Here is a 19,923-nt window from a genome sequence, read left to right on the forward strand (position 1 = left end):
CTTTGTCCCCGCTTATAGGCCGGGGCTCGGCAAGAAGTGGCCCCGTGGATTACCAGTCACGCAGCTTAACGCGCAACCTTGCAATGGACTGACTGTGCAACTGGCAGACCCGCGACTCCGTGACCTTGAGCACGGCCGCGATCTCCTTGAGATTCATGTCGTGCTCGTAGTACATGCTCATCACGAACTGCTCGCGTTCGGGCAGGTTCTTGATCGCCTCGACCAGGGCCTCACGCATGCGGTGGTCCTGCAGCATGGCCACGGGATTGGCGTTGTCGTCCGCCACGTGGCGGTCGAGATAGTCGTGGTCGCCGTCGTCGCCCGACATGTCTTCCAGGTAGACCAGCTGGGTGCCGCGCACCTTGCCGAGCAGCTCCTGGTATTCGGCCAGCGGCAGGCCCATCTCGGCGGCGATCTCGTCCTCGCGCGGCGCGCGGCCCAGGCGCTGCTCGACCTTGTGCACGGCGACTTCGATCTCGCGCTGCTGGCGGCGCGTGCCGCGGCTCATCCAGTCGCCGCCGCGCAGCTCGTCGAGCATGGCGCCACGGATGCGCTGGGTGGCGAAGGTCTCGAACTGCACGCCCTGCTCGGCATCGAAGCGCGACAGCGCATCGGTCAGGCCGATCAGGCCGACCTGGATCAGGTCATCCACCTCCACATTGGCCGGCAGCTTGGCAATCATCTGATGCGCCAGGCGTCGGACCAGCGGGCTGTACTGCTTGATCAGCGAGCTGTTGTCGAGGCGGCCTTTGGGCGTGTACATGACGGACTCCGGCGAGTTCAATGTGCAGCGATTTGGGGGAAGGAACCCTTGCGCGCCGGGCGCAGCGGGGTTGCGTCGGAAGCGGCATCGACGGCCGCTCCGGGAGGCGCCGCGAGCAGCAGCTCGCGGGCGAGATGGCGCAGCTCGGGCGAGAGCTGGGCGTGCTGCGAAGCCCGGGGATCCAGGCAGGCCCAGTCACGCAGCACCGCGCCGAGGAAGCCGTCGGCGCAGGAATGAAGCTGTTGCGCGATGCGGGAGGCCACGCGCAGCTGAGGGTGGCAGGCCATCAGCAGACTGTAGACCATCAGGCCGGCCCGTTGTGTGAGCCATTTCATGCCGGCATAGGCTTCCGTCACGCTGGCCGGCTCGGTGTCGGCCAGCAGCAGCGGGCGCACCTCGCGCAGGGCCACCACGCGGGCCAGTTCGGCCGCCGGGGCATGCAGCAGGATGACGTCGGCGTCCGGTGCGGCGTCGGCCACCGCTTCCAGGAAGGAAGCGGCCGAGCCATGGGCGTTGATGTGGCGCAGCGGCAGGCCGCGGGCGGCCAGATAGGACACCTTGGGCGACAGCCGCTCGATGCAGTTGGACAGGTCCACGCTGGCCAGTTCCGACGGCTTGGGCGAATGCTCGCCAGCGTCGACGACCAGGGTGTGCAGGTTCAGTTCGGAGAAGGCCGAGCACAGGCCCTCCAGCAGCGCGCCGGCACCCATGACGCGCGGGTTGCTGACGACCGGCACGAAGCGGGTCTTGGAGGCGGCGAAGAGCCGCCGCAGGCCGTGGGCTTGATCCTGGGGCATGTCGCGCGGCATCAGTGGACGGCCCTCATGCCTTCGGTCAGCGGCGCGCCGGCGAAGATGAGGTTGACGTCGGTGTTGTCCATGCGCCAGGCGCCGGAGGCGTCGCCCTTCAGCGCGCGCTGCACCAGGGCGACGCTCGGCAGGCGGTGCCAGTCTTCCGGCACGCGCTGGCCGTTGGCCACGCCCAGCACCTTGAGCTTGTGGCGGATCAGCGTGTCCAGGGCCGGGGCCAGCTTGACGGCTTCGTCGATCTTGCTGAGGACGACGCCTTCGCAGGCGGCGCCCTTCCAGGCGGTGACGACGTCCTCGATGGTCTCGCCCTGCTGGGCCGCATTGATGACGAGCAGCTTCTTGATGCTGGGGTGGGCCAGCATCTCCAGCAGTTCCTGGGTGCGACTGTCGCGCTGGGCCATGCCGGCGGTGTCGATCAGAACCAGCTTCTTGCTGGACAGCAGATCCAGCAGGTCGTCCAGCGAGGCGCGGTCATGGGCCGTGTGCACGGGCACGCCGAGGATGCGGCCATAGGCACGCAGCTGCTCGTGGGCGCCGATGCGGTAGGCGTCCAGCGTGATGAGGCCGAGCTGGCTGGCGCCGAACTTGGTGGCGAAGTGGGCGGCCAGCTTGGCGGTCGTCGTCGTCTTGCCGACGCCGGTGGAACCGATCAGCGCGAACACGCCGCCACGGTCCTCGATGGCCGGGGCGGCCTCGTCGGTCTGCAGATTGCGCGACAGCACGTGGGCGGCCCAGGCGGTCTCGTCGGCGACTTCGGTGCCGCGGAAGTCGGACGGGCAGCTCTCGGCCAGCTTGCGCACCAGGGCGGGCGAAAAGCCCAGCTCCAGCAGCTTCTGGGTCAGGCGCGCCTGCACGGGCTGGCGCTGCAGCTTTTCCATGAAGGCGAGGGAGGAGAAGCGCTCTTCGATGAGGCCGCGCATCTGTCGCAGCTCGGAAGCCATGTCCATCTGGCTGCGCTGGCTGGCATTGGGCTGGCCCGGCAGGGGCAGGGGTTCGGCGGCCGCGATGTCGCTGAGCTGGGGCACCACGCGCTGCGCAGTGGCCGTCGGGATGCGGATCTCGTCACGCAGCACCGGCGGCATCGGGCGGGCCTGGGGCACCGTCGGCGGCGGCGCGACGCGCTTGGGTGCCATGGCGGCCATGGCTTCGGCGGCACGCTGCTCACGGCGGGCGCGGGCAGCGTCGAGCGAGGATGCGGCCGGCTGGGTCGGCGGCGGAGCAATGCGGGGAGCGGCGGCAGCGACCGGGTCGGGCTGGCCCGTCATCTCGGCCTGGCGGCGGCGCAGCACGCGTTCGCGCACATAGTCCTGGAAGCTCAGCGTGCTCATGGCCAGTTGCTCGACGTCGCCATTCACCTCCGGCGCGCCGAAGCTGGGCTCCTGGCGCGAGGCGCGGTCGGCGAAGCTGCCACGCGCGGCCGGCTGCTGGGGCATGGTGGGCGGCGGGGCAATCTGCGGGCGGGCCGCGGTGCGCGGTGCGGTCTGGGCCATCTGCTCGATCTGGCCCATGCCTTCCGGGGCCATGGCCAGCACCTCGACGCCTTCCGGCACGTTCTTGTTCGACAGCACGACCGCGTCGGGACCGAAGGCCTGCTTGACGAGGGCCAACGCCTCGCGAGAAGTGCGGGCGGTGAATTTACGGACGTTCATGCTGTGCCTCCGATGATGGAGCCGATGCGGATGGTGTGGGTCTCAGGAATCTCGCTGTGGCCGAGCACCTTGAGCCGGGGCGCGGCGCGCCTGAGCAGGCGGGCCATGGGGGCGCGGATCAGGTCGGGCACCAGCAGCGTGGCGGGCACGCCGCGGTCTTCCTGCTTCTGGGCGTTCTCGGCGGCGCTGCGGGCCAGGGTGTCGGCCACACCCGGGTCCAGGGCCGCGCCATGCGGTGAATTGAGGGCCTGGGTGACCAGGCGCTCGAGCTCGGGCTCCAGCGCGATGACGTCCAGCTCCTTGGTGCTGCCGTAGATCTGCTGCACGATGGCCGGCGCGAGATGGGTGCGGATGCGGCGGGCCAGCTCGACCGGGTCGGTGACGGCGGCGGCGTTCTCGGCCAGACATTCGACGATGGAGCGCATGTCGCGGACGTGCACGCCCTCCTCCAGCAGCAGCTGGAGAACGCGTTGCAGGGTGGCGATGCTGACCATCTTGGGAATCACGTCTTCGATCAATTGCGGCGCCTGCTTGGTGAGGTGTTCCACCAGGGCCTGCGTCTCCACGCGGCCCAACAACTTGGCCGCGTGCACTTGCATCAAGTGTGAAAGGTGGGTGGCCACGACGGTCGAGCAATCAACGACCGTAAACCCGCTCATTTGGGCCATCTCCTTCTGGCGTTCCTCGATCCACGTGGCCGGCAGGCCGAAGGCGGGGTCGGTGGTCGGCGTGCCGATGAGCTTCTGAGTCGCGTGGCCGGGGTTGATGGCCAGCCACATGCCCGGGTAGGCCTCGGCCTCGCCGACGACGGCGCCGCGCAGCGAGATGCGGTATTGGCTGGGGCGCAGCTCGAGGTTGTCGCGGATGTGCACCGGCGGCGGCAGGAAGCCGACTTCCTGGGCGAACTTGCGGCGCACGCCCTTGATGCGGGACAGCAGGTCGCCTTCCTTGGTCTTGTCGACCAGGGTGATGAGGCGGTAGCCGACTTCCAGCCCCAGGGTGTCGACGGGCACCAGGTCTTCCCAGCTGGCTTCGCCCGAACCTTCGCTGGATGGCATGATGGGCTTGACGGCCTTGGCGGCCTCGGCGGCCTGCTCCTTGGCGCGCAGCCAGTAGGCCAGATAGCCCAGGCCCGAGGCGATCAGCAGGAAGACGACGTGGGGCATGCCCGGGATCAGCCCCAGGGCGCCGATGACGCCGGCCGTGATGGCCAGCGACTTGGCCGAGCCGAACACCTGGCGGCCGATCTGGCTGCCGATGTCCTTGTCGGTGCCCACGCGCGACACCACCATGGCGGCCGCGACCGAGATCAGCAGGGCCGGCACCTGGGCCACCAGGGCGTCGCCGACGGCCAGCAGGATGTAGCTGTCGGCGGCCTGGCCGGCCGACAGGCCGTGCTGGGCCACGCCGATGATGAAGCCGCCGACGATGTTGATGGCCAGGATCAGCATGCCGGCGACGGCATCGCCGCGCACGAACTTGCTGGCACCGTCCATGGAGCCGAAGAAGTCGGCTTCATCGCTCAGCTCGGCGCGGCGGCGCTTGGCCTCGGCTTCGTTGATGAGGCCGGCGTTCAGGTCGGCGTCCACCGCCATCTGCTTGCCAGGCATGGCATCCAGCGTGAAGCGGGCACCGACCTCGGCGATGCGCTCCGCGCCCTTGGTCACGACGATGAAGTTGATGACCACCAGGATGGCGAAGACGATCAGGCCGACGGCGAAGTTGCCGCCGATCAGGAAGTGGCCGAAGGATTCGATGACCTTGCCGGCCGCGCCGGTGCCGGTATGGCCCTGCAGCAGCACCACGCGCGTGGACGCGACGTTCAGCGACAGGCGCATCAGGGTGGTGAGCAGCAGCACGGTCGGGAACGCCGCGAAGTCCAGCGGCCGGATCATGTGCGCTGCCACCATCATGACCATGACGGCCATGGCGATGTTGAAGGTGAACAGCAGGTCCAGCGCAAAGGGCGGCAGCGGCAGCACCATCATCGACAGCACCAGCAGGATCGCGATGGGCGCGCCCAGGGCCGCGATGATGCCGGCGCGCGGGCCGAGCAGGGCTTGGAGTTTGGCGGTGAGCTGGTTCATGCGACGGATGGGGTCTCACCCGCATTCTTCGTGGCGGCCCGCAAAACTTGAGCCGGAGAAAGGGCGTGAAAACCGGGCTGTTCTCGCCCGAGCCACCCCGCGGCCCTCACTCCGTGAAGTCTTCCTCGGGGTCGGGCGCCCAGCCCGGCTTGTTGTGCGGGTCCAGCTCCGGCGGCACATGCGGCTTGGGCATGTCGGGGGCGTTCAGGTTGCGCGTCTTCAGCGCGGCGCGCAGCTGGTAGACATAGGCCAGCACCTGGGCTACGGCGCCGAACAGCGCGGCAGGAATCTCGTGGTCGACCTTGGCGTGGGCGTAGAGGGCACGGGCGAGGACGGGCTGCTGCAGCACCGGCACCTTGCTCTCCTTGGCCAGGTCGCGGATCTTCATGGCGAGCAGGTCGGCGCCCTTGGCCACGACCTTGGGCGCGGCCATCTTGCCTTCCTCGTACTTCAGCGCCACGGCATAGTGGGTCGGGTTCATGACCACCAGGTCGGCCTGGGGCACGGCGGCCAGCATGCGGCGCTTGGCCATCTCACGCATGCGGGCCCGCACCTTGGCCTTGATCTCCAGGTTGCCTTCGACTTCCTTCAGTTCCTGCTTGACCTCTTCCCGGGTCATGCGCATGCGACGCAGCCAGAGCTGGCGCTGCAGCGGCACGTCGATGGCGGCGAACACCGCCAGGGCCACGGCCAGCAAGCCCAGGCCGCCCATCAGCTGCTGGCCGGCATAGGCCAGAGCCGAAGGCAGGGGCACGGACATGATGCCGACATAGGCCGCCAGGCGGTTCTTCAGCACCAGTGCGCCGACGATGCCCAGCACCAGGGCCAGCAGCACGGCCTTCAGCGCCGCGCCGAAACCCTGGCCGCTGAACAGGCGGGCGATGCCGGCGATGGGGTTGAGATGGGTGAACTTGGGCGCCATCGGCTTCATCGTCCAGTTCCAGCCACCGCTGGCGAGGTTGCTGGCGATGCCGACGACCATCAGCAGGGCCGTGATCGGGCCGGCGACGCTGGCGAAGGCCAGCGTCATCTCGATGAGGCGCTCGCCCATGAAGCCGGGCCTGGCCAGCATGCGGGCGTCGAAGTGCAGGCCGGCGACCAGGGTCTGGCGCAGCTTCTCGATGATCTGCGGCCCGCCGGCGGCCAGGGCGGCGCCACCGGTGACCATCATGGCGAAATGCGGCAGGTCGCGCGAACGCGGCAATTGGCCCTCGGCCCGGGATCTCTCGATCTTCTTGGGCGAGGCGGGTAGGTTGCGATCCTGTGCGTCGTGGTCGGCCATGGCGATGCTGCTCTCCACCCAATTGTTCGGGGCGGCCCGCGAAACTTGAGCGCGAAAAGCGGGGGGCTTGTCCGGCTATTCCGCGCCCTGCGATGCAACGGTCGGCAGGATGTGCAGGATTGCCGCTACCTGGGAGGCTGGGGCGGCGCGGCAGGGGCTAATCTCGCGTTCATGGTCCGCCTCCTCCGACTGCTCGCCGTGATGGCCACCTGCTGCACCGGTGCCGCCCTGGCGCAGCCGTCACTGACCATCGAATACCGCGACAAGCCGCCCTACAGCTACACCGTGGACGGCAAGCCGGCCGGCTTCCTGATGGAGCGCACCCTCAAGCTGCTCAAGCGCGCCGGCATCGAGGCGCGCTATGCCGAGGTGCCCATCCGCCGCACCTTGCAGCATCTGCAATCCAACCAGGCGGCGCTGTGCTCGCCGGGCCTGTACAAGAACCCCGAGCGCGAGGCCTTTGCCCGCTTCACCCTGCCCATTCATCGCGACCGCCCCCATGTGGTGCTGGCCCATGCAAGCGTCGCCGCGCAGATCCGCGCCATCCCGCGGGTGGCCCAGCTGTTTGCCGACGCTTCGCTGCAGCCCGGCCTGATGGACGGCGTGTCCTACGGCCAGCAGCTGGACCAGTTCCTCGCCACGGCCGCCAAGCCGCCGCTGCGCGCCCAGTTGGCGCCGCTGCAGCTGGCGCGCATGGTGGGCGCCCGCCGGGTCGACTACATGCTGATCGACGAGGAAGACCTGAACTGGCTGCGCAAGGACGCCGAATTCACGCCGCTGCCGCTGGTGCGCATCGAGTTCGCCGACATGCCGCGCGGCGAACTGCGCTATCTGGCCTGCTCGATGCAGGTCGCGCCGCAGACCCTGGACAAGCTCAACCAGGCCATCCGCGAGTTGGCGCCCGAAGCCCAGGCCGACTAGAACCGCTGGCGAAAGCCCAGCAGGATGGGCATGGCGTCGGTGCGGGCACCGCTGGCATCGCGGGCGCTCAGATAGTCGAAGCCCAGTTCGAGCGTCGCGGTCTCGGTGGTGCGCCAGCCGATGGTGAAGCCTCCCGTGGCGCGCACATCGTGCTGGCTGCCGCTACTGGCGGACGCATTGACGAAGGCCGCACCCACGCGCCAGGTCGCCTCGACATGCTGCCCCCAGCGGGCAGAAAAGGCTCCACCGAGCACGGCGGCGCGGAAATGAGCCGAAGTGGCCTGCCCCCAGTAGTCGGCACCGAAATTGGCCTTGCCGAGGTCCAGATACCGGGCCTCGATGGCGGCGACGCCGAAACGATAGCCGACGCCGGCTGCGAGAGCGGTGGCGCTGGCCTTGCGGCAGCGGCAGGTGATGAAGCCGGGCTCGGACTCGTAGTGAGTGCCGCCGACAGCCAGGTCGCCGTACCAGCCGATGCGCGAGTCCGTCGCGCTGGATTGGGCCTGGGCTTGTGGCGCCACGATGGCAAGACTGGCGGCCATGGTGAGGGCCAGCTGCTGGGATCTGATCATCGGATATCCCTGATGTTGTTAACGCCGCCGTCAGTGGGCGACGGCGGCGTTTGTAGCAGATGACCGCCACCCCACGAACGGCCTGCATCGCCGTATTCAGGGACAAAGAAAAAGCCCGCCTGATGGCGGGCTCTACGGGCTTGGCGAGCTTGAAGCGGCGTGCTTCAGAAGCCCAGGCTGGCCAGCAGGTCGTCGACCTCGCCCTGGTTGGTGACGACGTCGGTGCGGCCTTCGGCGTTGACGACCGGGCCCTGCAGGATGGTCGGGTCGACCTTTTCGCGCTGCTCGGGCGGCACGACCTGGACCAGCAGCTTGACGAGGCTGTCTTCCAGGTCGTTGGCGAGCTTGACAACCTTGGCGACGACCTGGCCGGTCAGGTCATGGAAGTCCTGGGCCAGCATGATGTCGGTCAGGTGGTTGTCGATGCTCGCGGTGCGGTTCTCGACATCCTTGACGAAGTTCATCACGGCACCGCTCGCGACCGCGCGGACCGGGTCGGCCACGATGGCGGCAGCCAGCTCCTGGGTGGCCTTGCTGATGCCGGCGTGCTCGGCCTTGGCCTGGTCGACGGAGTTCAGCACCTTCTCGGCGGCAGCAGCCGTCTTCTCGGCGATATAGCTCAGGCGGCTGCGCGCATCGGGCAGGCCGTCGGTGGCCACCTGCAGCTTGGGCATGACGCCCAGGCGCTGCATGGTGTCGTGCAGCGTGCGCGTGATCGTGCCGAGCTGCTGGAAGACCTCGGGCGAGACGAGCAGCGGCTCCTGGGCCTTGCCCAATTGCTCCAGTTGATCCATCGACATGGCAGTCCCCTTTTGTTATCAGGCGGCCGCAGCCAGCTTCTGCATGATCTTCAGGACTTTTTCTTCCAGCGTCGCCTTGGTGAAGGGCTTGACGATGTAACCCGCGGCGCCCGACTGGGCGGCCAGCACGATGTCTTCCTTGCGTGCCTCGGCGGTGACCATCAGCACCGGCAGGTGCTTGAGGTTGGGATCTTCCTTGATGGCCTTCAGCAACTCGAAGCCCGTCATGTTGGGCATGTTGATGTCGCTGACGACGAAGTCGAACTTGGCGCCCTTGAGCATGTTCAGGGCCTCGACGCCGTCCTCGGCCTCTTCGCAGTTGTTGTAGCCAATTTCCTTCAGCAGACCGCGCACGATGCGGCGCATGGTGGAGAAGTCGTCGACGACCAGGAATTTCATGTCAGCGCTCATGGCGATCCTCTCTCGGGGCTGGCGGTATATCGGGGGTCAGCCCGCAGTCTAGTTCTAGCGCGCGGGCGACGGCGGCTGAGTTTGCGGCAATTTACCGCTTGGCGGCACTTGCGTTGCAGGCTCCGGCGCCGCGGCCTCGGCCTCGGGCTCGTCCGGCAGATTCTTCAGCACGGCGTCCTCGGCATCGCGGTTCATGACGATGATGCTGATGCGCCGGTTCAGCGCCCCGTTGGGGTCCTTGGCGTCGAGCAGCTTGCTGGCCGCCAGGCCCTGCACACGCAGCATGCGCGCCTCCGACAGGCCGCCCGCGACCAGTTCCCGACGCGAAGCATTGGCGCGGTCGGCCGACAGCTCCCAGTTGCTGTAGCCCTTGTCGCCGCCCGGGAAGGGCTGGGCGTCGGTGTGGCCCTCCACCGTCAGGCGATTGGGCACCTCGGTCAGCACGCTGCCGAGTTCGCGCAGCAGTTCGCGCATATAGGGCTTCACGATGGCGCTGCCGCTGTCGAACATCGGGCGATTGCCCTCGTCGACGATCTGGATGCGCAGGCCTTCCTTGGTCATGTCCAGCCGGATCTGGCCGCCCAGGGCCGCCAGCTTGGGGTTCTCCGCCAGCACCTCCTCGACCTTGGTCTTGAGCTGCTCCAGCCGCGACTTCTCGGCCTTGCGCTGTTCTTCCTTCAGCGCGCGCAGGGTGTAGCTGGCCTTCTTGGCGGCGCTGTCACCTTCCTTGACCTGGCCGGTTTCGCGCGTGAGGTCCTTGCCGCCGCCGCGGATGACGCTGGAGGAGTCGCCCGAGCCCGAGCCGCCCAGCATGGCGACCTTCAACGGTGACTGGAAGAAGTCGGCGATGCCCTTCTTGTCGCCCTCGGTCGTCGAGCCCAGCAGCCACATGAGCAGGAAGAAGGCCATCATGGCCGTGACGAAGTCGGCGTAGGCGATCTTCCACGCGCCGCCGTGGGCCGCGTGGCCGCCCTTCTTCACCTTCTTGATGATGATGGGCTGTAGTTTCTTGGCGTCGCCGGCCATCTCAGGGCTCCATCACTTCTTCTTGACGTGGCCTTCGAGTTCCGTGAACGACGGGCGGTCGCCAGAGAACAGCACCTTGCGGCCGAACTCGATGGCCACTGCAGGCGCATAGCCCTGCATGCTGGCCAGCAGCGTCGTCTTGATGCACTGGAATTCCTTGCCGGCGTCTTCGACCTTCTGCTCCAGCAGGCCGGCCAGCGGCTCGGCGAAGCCGTAGGCCAGCAGAATGCCCAGGAAGGTACCGACCAGGGCGGAGCCGATCATGCCGCCCAGCACGGCCGGCGGCTGGCCGACCGAGCCCATGGTGTTCACGACACCCAACACGGCGGCCACGATGCCGAAGGCCGGCAGCCCACCGGCCAGGCGTTGCAGCGCGGCCACGGCGGCGTGCTCCTCCTGGTGATGGGTCTCGATCTCGCTGTCCATCAGCGACTCGATCTCGTGGGCGTTCAGATTGCCCGACACCATCATGCGCAGGTAGTCGGTGATGAATTCGGTGACGTGGTGGTCATTGCCCACCGTCGTGTATTTCTGGAACAGCGGGCTGCTGTGCGGATCCTCGACGTCCTTCTCGATGGACATCAGGCCTTCCTTGCGGGCCTTCTGCAGGATGTCGTACATCAGCGCCAGCAGCTCCATATAGCGGGCCTTGCTGTATTTGCTGCCCTTGAAGCACAGGCCCAGGCCCGCCGCGGTCGCCTTGACCACCTTCATCTGGTTGTTGGCCAGGAAGGCACCAATGGCGGCGCCGAAGATGGTGATCATCTCGAAGGGCAAGGCGTGCAGGATGACGCCGATGTTCCCGCCGTGGGCGATGAACACGCCGAAGATGCAGGCCATGGAGATGGCCCAGCCGATGATGACGAACATGCGCGGTTGAGTTGGGGGTGTTCAGGCCATATCGACCTGCTGCCGGGGGGCTTGAGCAAAGTATGCCGCGATGAAGCCCGCCGGAAGCACTCAATTGGCGGGCTTTGCCGCCCCATTCCGCACCGGGCGGTAAAGCCACACGAACTGGCCGCCGGGCAGTTGCCAGCTCGCCACCGGCTTGACGTCGGGCACCGCGAAATCCAGGCTGACCAGCCAGGCACCAGCCGCCAGTTCCCCGCAGGCCTTGGCCCAGACCCGGGGCATGGACTCCGGGCGCTGGAAGACATAGATCAGTGCATAGGCCGACCAGTCGTCCGCCCACAGGTCGCCCTGGCGCACCCGGGCGCCGCGCACCCGCAGCCGGGCAGCCCAAGCCAGCGGCCGGCTCCATTCGACGCCCTCGACGCAGGCTGCCGGATAGACGTGCAACAGTTCACGCAGGCCGTCGCCGACGCCGCAGCCGGCGTCCAGCACCCGGGCGCCCGGCGGCAATGGCGCCAGAGCGGCCAGTTGCTGCAGCGCACCACGGGGCGTGGGAAAGAGGGGCGCTTCAGACCAGGTCCGGCGCGGGTAGAGCCACCACAGCAGGGCCAGCGGCGCCAACCAGAGCAGGCCGGACGCCCCGCCCTGCCAGCCCAGGGCCAGCACCGAGGCCGGAAAGCCCAAGGCGACGATGAGCCGGCGCCAGCGCTCGTCATTCAGCCAGGCGAGTGAGGCTGCGACGGCAGCCCCCAGCGCCAGCGCCGGCCCTGGGGACAGGCCGGCCCAAAGCGCGGCCGCATAAATGAACCAGGCCGCCAACCAGCTCAACAAAGCCGGCAGCGGCCAACGGGTGATCCACATGGCGACAGTGTCGCCCGATTGCCCTATATCAATCAGTGCATCTGGATGGAGCCCTGGGCGCGGCCCTTGCCGGCGCGCGCGGGCGGGTTGCACAGGCCGCAGACGAAGTGGCGGGCCGTCTCGTGCGGGTGGGTGACGAACTGGCCATTGCACTTGGAGCACTTGGTCAGCGTCAGCATGCCGTTGTCGACGAACTTCACCAGGCGCCAGGCGCGGGTGACGGACAGCATGGCTTCCAGGCCCTGGGCCGTCGTCTGCTCCTGATAGAGCTGGTAGGCCTTGATGACGGTGTCGATCTCGTCCAGTGCCGCGGCCTTGTTCAGGTATTCGTGGATGTTCAGGAAGAGGCTGGCGTGGATATTGGGCTGCCAGGTCATGAACCAGTCGGTCGAGAAGGGCAGCTGGCCCTTGGACGGCGACTTGCCGCTGACTTCCTTGTACAGGCGCAGCAGGCGCTCGTAGGACAGGTCGGTTTCGGATTCCAGCACCTGCAGGCGGGCACCGAGGTGGATCAGCTGAACGGCACGGTCGATCTGCTTGGCTTCGGTGAGGATGCTCTTGACGCGCATGGTGGGCTCCGGAATCAGATGTTGGGTTCTAGATCAGGCGTGCTCGTGGCGGCCAGCCATGAGGATGCTGGCGTGGAGCCGCGAAACCGATTCGTTGGCGCCCGGCTTGCTGTGGTTGGTCAGCAGGCCCCACACCAGGTCGTCGCTCATGCGGAAGGCGCACAGCAGGGTGTTGCCGGAAGCGATCTTCATGATCTGGGCCGGGCTCAGCGTGCCGATCAGCGTGGCCGTGTCTTCGCTGATACCGAGGCGGTACAGGGCCTGTTCGCGGTCGGCGCGGATCAGGCTCTGGGCCAGCATCAGGTAGGACAGGTTGGCTTCACGGATCTCGGCGAGCATTTGGTCGGCGTTCATGGCGGGCTTCCGTTTCAGAGGTAGAGGGGTGTTGCGGATCAGTGAAACGGATTGTGTTGAAGGCCCTTTTCTCGCGATATCAGGCGGCGTCGGTGCGCAGCGTCACCCTGACAGGAAGCCCTTGTCAGCGAAATTCCTACAGGCGCGTCGGGGTCTCCCGCCGCCAAAGAATCGGGGCCCCGCCAGCTTGCGCCGGCGGGGCCCCGAAGGTGTGAAATCTGTCTCGTCAGCCGAGCAGTCGCTGCAGCTCGGTCATGGCCACCGGCATCAACTCGGGCGACTCGGCGCGCAGGCTGTCAGCGGCAGGGCCGGACTTCAGCGCACTCAGCACCTCGATCGCCTGCTTCTTCTGGCCGCGGCCCGACAACGCAAAACCCAGGGTGTAGAGGCTGGGGCCGTGGTCGGGGCGGATCTTCAGGGCGCGCTCGGCGCAGTTGGCGGCTTGCTCATGGCGGCCGGCCACCAGCAGCAAGGCGCCCATGTCGGCCAGCAGTTCGTGGCTGGTGGGCTCGTCCTGCAGCGCATCCTGCAGGATGCCCAGGCCCTGGCCCAGGTTGCCCCGGGCGGCTTCGGCAAACGCGGCGTTGCGGGCACGGGCCAGCAGCATCAGCGCATCTTCCGACATCGCTGCGGCAGCGGCGGTGGCGGGGATATGGGCAACTTTTTGACGGGTCGAAGCAGACAAGGCGGGCATCTGGGGCTCCAGTCCGGCGTCGTATCGGCCGGGATGAAGAGGACTTTAGGCAAGCCCCTTTTGGCCGATCCAGGGAAAAGCCGGGCTCTTCCGCGTCAAAAAAAGGTCGTCGGGCCGATCCGATGAACAAGGTCTTGCGTCGGCCTCTGTTCAAAAGATCACACCCCTTGACAAAAGCGCCTCAAGAAACGTGTGGCGCCGTCCGATAGCCAATGCAACGGCGCCGGCAACGGTTCCGTGGTCCGGCTGGAAAGCCGAGGCGAAGTCCAGACCCCAGGTGATGGACCCGCTTCAAAGGTTGACTGGCGTCGGGCGTAGCCACAAGGGCTTGCCTACTAACTAATAAGGGCGGGTCTGCGTGGGCAGCACGGGTGCCTCACCCGGGCACCTGGGTCTTCGCCGGCGCCTTTGCCGGGTCATCTCTAGTTGAAAGGAAGCGCATCATGCCCGCAGTTATCAATACCAACCTGCTGTCGCTCAACGCACAGCGCAACGCCAGCACTGCGCAGAGCGCGCTGGCCACGTCCATGCAACGCCTGTCGTCCGGCCTGCGTGTGAACTCCGCCCGAGACGACGCCGCCGGCCTGGCCATCGCGGAACGCATGAATTCCCAGGTCAAGGGGATGAATGTCGCCATCCGCAACGCCAACGACGGCATCTCGCTGTCGCAGACGGCTGAAGGCGCCCTCGGCAAGGTCAACGACATGCTGCAGCGCATGCGTGAACTGGCCGTCCAGTCCGCCAACGGCACCAACAACAGCGACGACCGCACCGCGCTGAACAACGAGTTCACGCAGCTGCAGAGCGAAATCACGCGCCTGAGCACCAACACGACCTTCAACGGCCAGGCGGTGCTGACCAACACGACGGCGTTCAACTTCCAGGTCGGCGCCAACGCCACCGCCAACGACACCATCACCATCAGCGGCCAGAACGTGCTGGGCACGACCACTGCGGCCGGCAAGAACGACGGCGCACTGGCTGAAGTGGCCAACTCGGCCAACACCGACATCTCCAACGTCGGCGCAGCCGGCACCGGCACCACCTTCGACGTGTACACCGGCACCGGTACCAAGGGCGCCCTGGACTCGATCGCCAAGATCGACCAGGCGATCTCCCAGGTCAACGTGGCCCGCTCGACCTTCGGCGCCGCCCAGAACCGCTTCGACGCCGTCATCTCCAGCCTGGGTACCGCGGTCGAGAACCAGTCTGCCGCTCGCAGCCGGATCATGGATGCCGACTACGCGATGGAAACCGCCAACCTGAGCCGTGCGCAGATCCTGCAGCAGGCTGGTACGGCCATGATCGCCCAAGCCAACCAGCAACCGCAGCAAGTGCTGCAGTTGCTTCGATGACCCCGGGCCAGCCTCAACGCTGGCCCTGAGCTCCGGCGCGACAAGCGTCGTCGTCGATCCCCGAGGGCAAAGCCCGCCAGCTCAAGCACCCTAAAAGGCCGCCAATCACCCCGCAATTCGCGAGATTGAGCGGCCCGTTTTCCAAAGGATCACTCTCAAGCGTTCCCCAGCAGGTTCCGATAACGGATTCAACGGGTCCCAGACCGTCAGTACTCGCAGCAGGCCACACCGGCTTCCTGCGCCGACTGCCAGGGCTCGGATTCCACCTATTGGCACAGAAAGGAACGCGCCATGTCCGCAATCATCAACACCAACCTCGCTTCGCTGAACGCCCAGCGCAACACGTCTGCCTCGCAGGGCTCGCTGATGGTCAGCATGCAGCGCCTGTCCTCCGGCCTGCGTGTCAATTCCGCCAAGGACGACGCTGCCGGCCTGGCGATTGCCGAACGCATGAACACCCAGGTGCGCGGCATGAGCGTCGCCATCCGCAACGCCAACGACGGCATCTCGTTTGCGCAGACCGCTGAAGGCGCGCTGGGCAAGATCGGCGACATGCTGCAGCGCATGCGTGAACTGGCCGTGCAGTCCGCCAACGGCACCAACAACACCGACGACCGCACCGCGCTGAACAATGAATTCGCGCTGCTGCAGTCCGAAATCACGCGCCTGTCCAGCAACACCAATTTCAACGGCAACTCCATCCTGACGGGTTCCGCCGCCACCACCTTCCAGGTGGGCGCCAACGCGACGGCGAACGACACCATCACGATCACGGGCGCCGACATCCTGAACACCGCCACCGCGGCCGGCACCAACCAGGGCGCCCTGGCTGAAGTCGCCAACTCGGCCAACACCGACATCTCCAACGTCGGCGCCGCCGGCACGGGCGCCACCTTCGACGTCTACACCGGCTCGGGCACCAAGGGCGCACTGGACTCGGTCGCCAAGATCGACCAGGCCCTGTCCCAGGTGAACACGGCCCGTTCCACCTTCGGTGCCGCCCAGAACCGCTTCGACGCCGTCATCTCCAGCCTGCAGGTCTCGGTGGAAAGCCAGTCGGCCGCCCGCAGCCGCATCATGGACGCCGACTACGCCAGCGAAACCGCCAACCTGAGCCGTGCGCAGATCCTGCAGCAGGCCGGCACCGCGATGATTTCGCAGGCCAACCAGCTGCCCCAGCAAGTGCTGACGCTGCTGCGCGGCGGTTGATGGAAGGCGTAAGCGAGGGCGGTGGGGGCACCGCCGGCACAGGCCTTTAATGGCCGTGGTTTTGGGCGCTGTTCGCGGTTTTGAGCCGTGGGCAGCGCCAACACAATGCACTCCATGACGTCGCTGTGTTTGCGGCGGCGACACCGGAATCAACCGGGCTGTTTGCAGGAGTGCTCAAATGCCCCAGACCATCAATACCAACATTGCATCGCTGAACGCACAGCGGAACTTGAACAGTTCCCAGGGCTTGCTGGCGGTGTCGATGCAACGCCTGTCCTCCGGGCTGCGTGTCAATTCGGCCAAGGACGATGCCGCCGGTCTGGCGATCGCCGAACGCATGAACACGCAAGTCCGCGGCATGTCGGTGGCCATGCGCAATGCCAACGACGGCATCTCGCTGGCGCAGACGGCTGAAGGCTCCCTCGGCAAGGTGGGCGACATGCTGCAACGCATGCGTGAACTGGCCGTCCAGGCCGCCAACGGCACCAACAACGTGCAGGACCGGGCCGCGCTGAACAACGAATTCACGCAGCTGCAGACCGAAGTGGGACGCCTCATCCGCAACACCAACTTCAACGGCTCGCAGATCCTGACCGGTGCGGCGACCTCCTTCACCTTCCAGGTCGGCGCCAACGCCACCGCGGACGACCAGATCGTCATCACGCAGGCCGACATCCTGACGACGACCCTGGGCACCACCGGAACGCCCAACGGCAACGACGGCGCCCTGGAAGCGGCCATCAACAGCACCAAGATCAACATCCTGGGCGCTGCCGGCAGCGGCACCGGCGGTGTACCGCCAACCGCCCAGGTGGACTTCGCCGCCGCAGGCGCGCCGCCCGCCCTGACCGGCGCCAATGCCGACGAAGGCGACCCGTCGGTGGCCATCCAGTTCCTGGACTTCGCGCTGGCCCAGGTCAACCTGGCCCGCTCGACCTACGGTGCCACCCAGAATCGCTTCGACTCCGTGATCGGCAACCTGCAGGTCGCCGTCGAGAACCAGACCGCGGCCCGCTCGCGCATCATGGATGCCGATTACGCCCAGGAAACGTCCAACATGTCGCGGGCACAGATCCTGCAACAGGCTGGCAATGCCATGGTCGCGCAGGCCAACCAGCTGCCGCAGCAGGTGCTGCAACTGCTCAAGGGCTAAGCCGCCCGCCGCATCAAAACGCCGGGTTCCGCGTGTCGGAAGCCCGGCGTTTTTCATTCAAATGCCGGCGCGACGCAAATTTGCCTAAAGTTCGCCGCCAGCATGCCGAAGGCCCTGCGGAAGGGTTGCAACAGGAAAGGTTATGGCCTCCATCTCGTCGCTGGGTATCGGAAGCGGTCTCGATGTCGAAAGCTTGGTCACCAAGCTGATGTCGCTCGAGCAGCAGCCGATCAATGACATCAAGCAGGCCTCGGCCAAGCTCCAGACCAAGATTTCCGCCTACGGCATGTTGCAGTCGGCCGTCTCTGCCATGCAGACGGCCGCCCAGAAGCTGTCCGACGCCACCCTGTGGAACGCCTCCACAGTCAGCGTCTCCGACCCCACCGTGGCCTCCGTCACGGCCGCCAGCGCCGGCAGCCAGAACCATGTGCTCAAGGTCAGCCAGCTGGCCTCCGCCCAGTCGGTGGCCAGCCGCATCTTCGCGGGCGGCAGCAGCACCATCGGCGACGGCACCCTGACCATCGCCCTGGGCCGCTGGGCGGGTGAACCGCCGGTCTTCACGGCCGGCGCCGCCGCCCCGGTGTCCGTCTCCGTCAGCGCAGCCGACACCCTGACCAGCATCCGCGACAAGATCAACGCCGCCAATGCCGGCGTCAGCGCCAGCCTGGTCAACGACGCCGCCGGCACGCGCCTGGTCATCCGCTCGCTGAGCACCGGTGAAAACCAGGCCTTCCAGATCAGCAGCCCCGACGCCGCCCTGGCCGACCTGACCTACGACCCCGCCAGTGGCGCCGGCATGACCCAGGCCCAGGCCGCCAGCAATGCCCAGTTCAACTGGGACGGGCTGGACCTGACGTCCGAGAGCAATACCTTGACCGGGCTGTCAGACGGCATGAACGTCACCCTGCTCAAGACCACGGCCAGCGCGGTCAACGTCGGCACCGCGAACGACACGACCAGCGTCAAGAAGGCCATCACGGACTTCGTCGACTCGTACAACAAGCTGATCAACCTGATGCGCGATCAGACCAAGTACGACTCCGGCACCAAGACGGCCGGCGTGCTGCAGGGCGACACCAAGGCCGTGTCGGTGCAGCAGATGCTGCGCGGCATCACCGGCGGCACGACGACGCTGGCCGGCGCCTTCGGCCGGCTGGCCGACATCGGCCTGGAACCCGGCCAAAGCGGCACGCTGACGGTCAACAACACCAAGCTGGACAAGGCGCTGACCAACCTCACCGACCTGAAGAAGCTGTTCGCGGCACCGGACACCGCCCACAGCAGCAACCAGGGCTTCGCGCTGCAATGGAACAGCTTCGCGACCAAGATCCTGGGCTCGGACGGCGCCATCACGACCGGCCAGAGCAGCCTGCAAAAGCGGATTGCCAGCAACGACACTCAGATCGACCACCTGCAGGACTCACTGTCGCTGATGGAAAAGCGCCTGCGCGCCCAGTACAGCGCCCTGGACACCAAGATGGCCTCGCTGAACCAGCTGTCGTCCTACGTGACCAAGCAGTTCGGCAGCTCGTCGGGCTGAGGCGGGCCGGCCCCGGTCCGCAAACAAGGCGCCTAAGGGCGCCTTTTTCACGCTCCCGGGGTGGGTAAGCCGCCTCAAGTTCGCCGGCCGGGCGCCGAAATTTGAAGGTATCCAGCCCAGAGAAGCCTCATGTACGGAACTCCCTCCCCGTTTGCCCCTCGAGCCCACCGCGCCGGTTCCGCCTACGGCAAGGTCGGCGTCGAGACCGACGTCCTCAGCGCCAGCCCGCACCGTCTCGTCGCCCTGCTGTTCGACGGCGTCGTCGAAGGCATGAATCTGGCCCTGGCCGCCATCCAGGCCGGCAACACCCCGGTCAAGAACAATTCCCTGTGCCGCTGCGTGCGCATCCTGGACGAAGGCCTCAAGGCGGCCCTCAACCTGGAGTCCAACCCGCTGGCCCACGACCTGCGCGATCTCTACGCCTATCTGTGCATGCGGCTGACCTACGCCAACCTGCACAGCGACGTCGCCGCCATCGAGGAATGCAAGCGCCTGCTGCTGCCGGTGCGCGACGCCTGGGCAGCCATTGCCGACAACCCCGCGGTGCGTGCCCCCCAGGCCGCCTGACCTCCCGCCCTGTTTTCCGGTACGCCCCATGAATTCCGAACTGCTGAACTACTACGAGGCCATCGAACAGGCCAGCGCCGACATGCTGTCGGCCGCCCGCACGGGCAACTGGGACGAGGTCGTCAAGCTCGAAGGCGCCTGCGTGCTGCTGATCTCGCAGCTCAAGTCCGCCGCCAGCCAGGCCCAGCTGGCACCGGGGGAATCGCAGCTGAAGACGCGCATCATGCAGCGCATCCTGCTCAACGACGCCGAGATCCGCCACCTGGCCGAGCCGTGGCTGGAAGACCTGGACCAGGTCATGAAGGGCAAAAGCCGACTTGTCCATTGACCCCTCGCCCAGCCCGCCGCGCTGAACGCGGGCGGTCTGGTCGATCCCCCGAGCAACTGTGTTCGGTGTCAAGCCTCTGATGGAGACTGCAGATGCTTGACGGCATTCCAGGTCGCTTGAT

At 66.9% G+C, this 19,923-nt stretch carries 21 protein-coding genes; 7 read left to right on the forward strand and 14 right to left on the reverse strand.

Annotated features, from left to right (window positions below; translation table 11 throughout):
- Positions 1–49 precede the first annotated feature (49 nt).
- From AC3WOE_RS25610 to flhB, 5 genes are all read right to left on the reverse strand, one after another.
- Positions 50–763 (reverse strand): RNA polymerase sigma factor FliA, encoded by a 714-nt coding sequence (locus tag AC3WOE_RS25610; RefSeq protein ID WP_492694479.1) that lies wholly within the window; start codon positions 761–763, stop codon positions 50–52.
- 17 nt (positions 764–780) lie between these two features.
- The gene (locus AC3WOE_RS25615; protein WP_492694481.1) at positions 781–1,560 is read right to left on the reverse strand and encodes a MinD/ParA family ATP-binding protein; all 780 of its coding nucleotides are present in this window, start codon (positions 1,558–1,560) and stop codon (positions 781–783) included.
- Between the two features lie 11 nt (positions 1,561–1,571).
- Positions 1,572–3,221, reverse strand: coding sequence for a flagellar biosynthesis GTPase FlhF (flhF, locus tag AC3WOE_RS25620; RefSeq protein WP_492694483.1), 1,650 nt, complete (start codon positions 3,219–3,221; stop codon positions 1,572–1,574).
- The gene (flhA, locus tag AC3WOE_RS25625; protein WP_492694485.1) at positions 3,218–5,308 is read right to left on the reverse strand and encodes a flagellar biosynthesis protein FlhA; all 2,091 of its coding nucleotides are present in this window, start codon (positions 5,306–5,308) and stop codon (positions 3,218–3,220) included. The genes flhF and flhA overlap by 4 nt, the downstream gene beginning before the upstream one ends.
- A 106-nt stretch (positions 5,309–5,414) precedes the next feature.
- Positions 5,415–6,590, reverse strand: a complete 1,176-nt coding sequence (gene flhB / locus AC3WOE_RS25630) for a flagellar biosynthesis protein FlhB (protein ID WP_492694487.1) — start codon at positions 6,588–6,590, stop codon at positions 5,415–5,417.
- A 171-nt stretch (positions 6,591–6,761) separates the two neighbouring features.
- Here flhB and AC3WOE_RS25635 point away from each other — a divergent pair, with 171 nt between their 5' ends.
- A complete protein-coding gene (locus AC3WOE_RS25635; protein ID WP_492694489.1) occupies positions 6,762–7,511 on the forward strand; it encodes a substrate-binding periplasmic protein in 750 nt (249 codons plus the stop codon).
- Here AC3WOE_RS25635 and AC3WOE_RS25640 read toward each other — a convergent pair.
- The 9 genes from AC3WOE_RS25640 to AC3WOE_RS25680 form a co-directional block, all read right to left on the reverse strand.
- Positions 7,508–8,083 carry a hypothetical protein gene (locus AC3WOE_RS25640; protein ID WP_492694491.1) on the reverse strand — a complete coding sequence of 192 codons (576 nt, stop codon included), beginning with the start codon at positions 8,081–8,083 and terminating at the stop codon, positions 7,508–7,510. The two genes, AC3WOE_RS25635 and AC3WOE_RS25640, sit on opposite strands and share 4 nt — an antisense overlap.
- A 164-nt stretch (positions 8,084–8,247) precedes the next feature.
- The gene (locus AC3WOE_RS25645; protein WP_492694520.1) at positions 8,248–8,877 is read right to left on the reverse strand and encodes a protein phosphatase CheZ; all 630 of its coding nucleotides are present in this window, start codon (positions 8,875–8,877) and stop codon (positions 8,248–8,250) included.
- Positions 8,878–8,901: 24 nt separating this feature from the next.
- Positions 8,902–9,294: a chemotaxis response regulator CheY gene (gene cheY / locus AC3WOE_RS25650; protein WP_119043331.1), complete on the reverse strand. Its 393-nt coding sequence runs from the start codon at positions 9,292–9,294 to the stop codon at positions 8,902–8,904.
- A 54-nt stretch (positions 9,295–9,348) separates the two neighbouring features.
- On the reverse strand, positions 9,349–10,320 hold the full coding sequence (motB, locus tag AC3WOE_RS25655; RefSeq protein WP_492694493.1) for a flagellar motor protein MotB: 972 nt from the start codon (positions 10,318–10,320) through the stop codon (positions 9,349–9,351).
- Between the two features lie 12 nt (positions 10,321–10,332).
- The gene (gene motA, locus AC3WOE_RS25660) at positions 10,333–11,190 is read right to left on the reverse strand and encodes a flagellar motor stator protein MotA (RefSeq protein WP_492694495.1); all 858 of its coding nucleotides are present in this window, start codon (positions 11,188–11,190) and stop codon (positions 10,333–10,335) included.
- 90 nt (positions 11,191–11,280) lie between these two features.
- On the reverse strand, positions 11,281–12,033 hold the full coding sequence (locus AC3WOE_RS25665) for a class I SAM-dependent methyltransferase (RefSeq protein WP_492694497.1): 753 nt from the start codon (positions 12,031–12,033) through the stop codon (positions 11,281–11,283).
- Between the two features lie 32 nt (positions 12,034–12,065).
- The gene (gene flhC / locus AC3WOE_RS25670; protein WP_119043339.1) at positions 12,066–12,602 is read right to left on the reverse strand and encodes a flagellar transcriptional regulator FlhC; all 537 of its coding nucleotides are present in this window, start codon (positions 12,600–12,602) and stop codon (positions 12,066–12,068) included.
- A gap of 33 nt (positions 12,603–12,635) precedes the next feature.
- Positions 12,636–12,956, reverse strand: a complete 321-nt coding sequence (gene flhD, locus AC3WOE_RS25675) for a flagellar transcriptional regulator FlhD (RefSeq protein ID WP_477937466.1) — start codon at positions 12,954–12,956, stop codon at positions 12,636–12,638.
- Positions 12,957–13,182: 226 nt separating this feature from the next.
- The gene (locus AC3WOE_RS25680) at positions 13,183–13,650 is read right to left on the reverse strand and encodes a tetratricopeptide repeat protein (protein ID WP_492694500.1); all 468 of its coding nucleotides are present in this window, start codon (positions 13,648–13,650) and stop codon (positions 13,183–13,185) included.
- A 443-nt stretch (positions 13,651–14,093) separates the two neighbouring features.
- Between AC3WOE_RS25680 and AC3WOE_RS25685 the strand changes: the two genes are divergently transcribed.
- From AC3WOE_RS25685 to AC3WOE_RS25710, 6 genes are all read left to right on the forward strand, one after another.
- Positions 14,094–15,005 carry a flagellin N-terminal helical domain-containing protein gene (locus AC3WOE_RS25685; protein WP_492694502.1) on the forward strand — a complete coding sequence of 304 codons (912 nt, stop codon included), beginning with the start codon at positions 14,094–14,096 and terminating at the stop codon, positions 15,003–15,005.
- A 291-nt stretch (positions 15,006–15,296) separates the two neighbouring features.
- A complete protein-coding gene (locus tag AC3WOE_RS25690) occupies positions 15,297–16,214 on the forward strand; it encodes a flagellin N-terminal helical domain-containing protein (protein ID WP_492694504.1) in 918 nt (305 codons plus the stop codon).
- 178 nt (positions 16,215–16,392) lie between these two features.
- Complete coding sequence (locus AC3WOE_RS25695; protein ID WP_492694506.1) at positions 16,393–17,367, forward strand: flagellin N-terminal helical domain-containing protein; 975 nt, start codon at positions 16,393–16,395, stop codon at positions 17,365–17,367.
- Positions 17,368–17,509: 142 nt separating this feature from the next.
- A complete protein-coding gene (gene fliD / locus AC3WOE_RS25700) occupies positions 17,510–18,907 on the forward strand; it encodes a flagellar filament capping protein FliD (RefSeq protein WP_492694508.1) in 1,398 nt (465 codons plus the stop codon).
- 129 nt (positions 18,908–19,036) lie between these two features.
- Entirely contained in the window at positions 19,037–19,474 is a 438-nt protein-coding gene (gene fliS, locus AC3WOE_RS25705) for a flagellar export chaperone FliS (protein ID WP_492694510.1), read from the forward strand.
- A 28-nt stretch (positions 19,475–19,502) separates the two neighbouring features.
- Positions 19,503–19,802 carry a flagellar protein FliT gene (locus AC3WOE_RS25710; RefSeq protein ID WP_492694512.1) on the forward strand — a complete coding sequence of 100 codons (300 nt, stop codon included), beginning with the start codon at positions 19,503–19,505 and terminating at the stop codon, positions 19,800–19,802.
- The last annotated feature ends 121 nt before the right edge of the window (positions 19,803–19,923 follow it).

The sequence above is a fragment of the Roseateles sp. FW305-36 genome, assembly GCF_058787015.1.